This is a genomic window from Leisingera coralii (genome assembly GCF_049056525.1).
Taxonomy (GTDB): Bacteria; Pseudomonadota; Alphaproteobacteria; order Rhodobacterales; family Rhodobacteraceae; genus Leisingera; species Leisingera coralii.
In genome coordinates this window covers 1-2,815 of record NZ_JBHUPT010000105.1, presented here as the reverse complement: position 1 = coordinate 2,815, position 2,815 = coordinate 1, and the positions used below count along the sequence as shown (strand labels likewise).

General features: G+C 65.5%; 2 protein-coding genes. Both read left to right on the top strand.

Going from position 1 to position 2,815, the window contains the following annotated elements; translation table 11 throughout:
• Positions 1-81: 81 nt before the first annotated feature.
• Positions 82-1,365: a serine hydroxymethyltransferase gene (gene glyA / locus ACFMBG_RS23475; protein ID WP_421057071.1), complete on the top strand. Its 1,284-nt coding sequence runs from the start codon at positions 82-84 to the stop codon at positions 1,363-1,365.
• 391 nt (positions 1,366-1,756) lie between these two features.
• Positions 1,757-2,545 carry a DeoR/GlpR family DNA-binding transcription regulator gene (locus tag ACFMBG_RS23470; protein ID WP_421057070.1) on the top strand — a complete coding sequence of 263 codons (789 nt, stop codon included), beginning with the start codon at positions 1,757-1,759 and terminating at the stop codon, positions 2,543-2,545.
• Positions 2,546-2,815: the final 270 nt, after the last annotated feature.

The following is a 2,815-nucleotide window of genomic DNA, read 5'->3' as shown; positions in this document are numbered from 1 at the left end:
CAACAGTGCCGGTCCCGCTGATGCAGTCGATGAACTGCGTTGCCGCGGGCTTGGGCTGGACTGGATAGACAGGAGCCCCGAATGTCCAAAGATCTGTTTTTCACCCAATCCCTCGCCGAGCGCGATCCTGAGCTTTATGCCTCGATCACCGCGGAACTGGGCCGCCAGCGCGACGAGATCGAGCTGATCGCCTCGGAGAACATCGTCTCCGCCGCGGTGATGGAAGCGCAAGGCTCGGTGCTGACCAACAAATACGCCGAAGGCTACCCGGGGCGCCGCTACTACGGCGGCTGCCAGTATGTCGACGTTGCCGAAAACCTGGCCATCGACCGCGCCAAGCAGCTGTTCGGCTGCGAATACGCCAACGTGCAGCCGAACTCCGGCTCCCAGGCCAACCAGGGCGTGTTCCAGGCGCTCTTGAAGCCCGGCGACACCATCCTCGGCATGGATCTCGCCTCCGGCGGCCACCTGACCCACGGCGCCGCGCCGAACCAGTCGGGCAAGTGGTTCAACGCGGTGCACTACGGCGTGCGCCAAAGCGACAACCTGATCGATTACGACCAGATCCAGGCGCTCGCAACCGAGCACCAGCCGAAGCTGATCATCGCCGGCGGCTCCGCCATCCCGCGCCAGATCGACTTTGCCAAGTTCCGGGAGATCGCCGACAGCGTCGGCGCCTATTTCATGGTCGACATGGCCCACATCGCGGGCCTGATCGCGGCGGGTGAGCACCCCTCGCCGTTCCCGCACGCGCATGTCGCCACCACCACCACCCACAAGACCCTGCGCGGCCCGCGCGGCGGCATGATCGTGACCAATGACGAGGCGATCGCCAAGAAGGTGAACTCGGCGATCTTCCCGGGCATCCAGGGCGGCCCGCTGATGCATGTGATCGCAGGCAAGGCGGCAGCCTTCGGCGAGGCGCTGAAGCCGGAGTTCAAGGCCTACCAGAAGCAGGTGCGGGCCAACGCGGCGGCGCTGGCGGACCAGCTGATCAAGGGCGGCCTGGACATCGTCACCGGCGGCACCGACACCCACGTGATGCTGGTCGACCTGCGCCCCAAGGGCGTCACCGGCAACATCGCCGACAAGGCGCTGGGCCGCGCCCATATCACCACCAACAAGAACGGCATCCCGTTCGACCCGGAAAAGCCGACCGTGACCTCGGGCCTGCGCCTGGGCACCCCGGCGGGCACCACCCGCGGCTTCGGCGAGGCGGAGTTCCGCCAGATCGCCGACCTGATCATCGAGGTGATCGACGGGCTGGCGGCCAACGGTGAAGAGGGCAACGCGGATGTGGAAGCGGCGGTGCGCGCCAAGGTCGCCGACCTCTGCGCCAGGTTCCCGCTGTACCCGAACCTGTAAGCCTTTCGGGACTGAAGAAAACGAACCGCCGCGGCCTGCCAGCCGCGGCGGTTTTCCTTTGCTGCCAAGCAAACTCTCCCGCGCCCCGCAGGTGCATCCCGGACGCCCTGGCGGGCCTCCAGGATGCACCGGCACGGGCCTTGGGTCCGGCAGCGCCCGCGCCGTGCGTCCCGCACGGCGCCCTGCCCAACGCTTTCGGGACGGCCGCAGGCCGGCCGGAAAGGGGCGGGAGCGCCCGGCTGCTGGACGGGAGACACGTCTGTTCGGGATCAAAACTCTGCAAGCTGCCGGAAAAGTCCAAAAATTTGTGGGAAATTGTGGGGTGTTGTTGTAATGCGGCGTCAAGCAATGCCAAATTACATCAAGACCGCAGTTGCAAACAGGTACCCTCTTGCCGGACTCTCTTTCCCTCTCCCACCGTGAATTGGAGCTTGTCGATGCCCTGCGCCGCCTGGGCGGCTCGGCTCGCAGCGCAGAGCTTGCCAGGATGCTCGATGTCTCTGAGGAAACCGTGCGCCGCACCATCAAGGCGCTGGACAAGGCGGGCGCGGTGCAGCGGGTGCACGGCGGCGCCTTCCTGGCGGGGCCGCAAAGCGCCACCAGTTTTGCTAGGCGCATATCCGAGAACCAGAAGGAAAAGGCGCAGATTGCAGCGCGGGTTGCCGCGCATGTCCGCGATGGCATGGCGCTGTTTCTGGATGTGGGCTCCACCACCGCCTTCGCCGCCGAGGAGCTGCGGCAGAAGTCCGGTTTGATCGTGGTGACCAACTCCATTGGGGCCGCGCAGTCGCTGGCAAACCACAATGGCAACAGGGTGCATTTCCTGGGCGGCGAAATGCAAAGCAATGAGCGCGGCACTTTTGGCTTTGTCGCCGAACAGCAAGTGCGCCGCTTCGCGCTGGACCTGGCCATCCTGTCGGCGGACGGTTTTTCCGCCAAACAGGGGGTCCTGTACCACAGCGCAGCTGAGGCGCAGCTCGCGCGCGTCGTTGCGGAGTGCACCGAGCAGCTTGCCGTCGCCATTGCGCATCCCAAGTTCGAGGAAACGGCGCCGCATTGCGGCCCATCACCGCGCAGGATCGATCTGCTGTTCACGGACCGGGCTCCCGGCAAGAAACTGGCCGCTGCACTTTCTGGCTGGGGGGTAAAGATCGACATTGCCTCCGGAAAGGAGGGGTGAGTGAACTGGCTGCAGTCCAAGCCCTGCCCCACGGCTGGAATGCAGGGCATTTGCGCCTGCGCCCTGGCTGTGCTGGTACGGCTTTTATCCTCCCAGGGGCAGATGTCTCCTTGCGGGGAGGGGTAACCGGAAACTGATATGGCGATACTGACCTTTCTTCTGAGCCTCGCGGGCGCCACGATGCTGCTGCTTTATGCGGTGCGGATGGTGCGCACCGGGATCGAGCGCAGCTACGGGGCCTCGTTCCAGCGGCTGCTGACCGGGCGGCAG

What these genes read in the sequence shown, in the direction of transcription:
- glyA (WP_421057071.1), top strand. Translation starts at nt 82, where the DNA reads ATGTCCAAAGATCTGTTTTTCACCCAATCCCTCGCCGAGCGCGATCCT.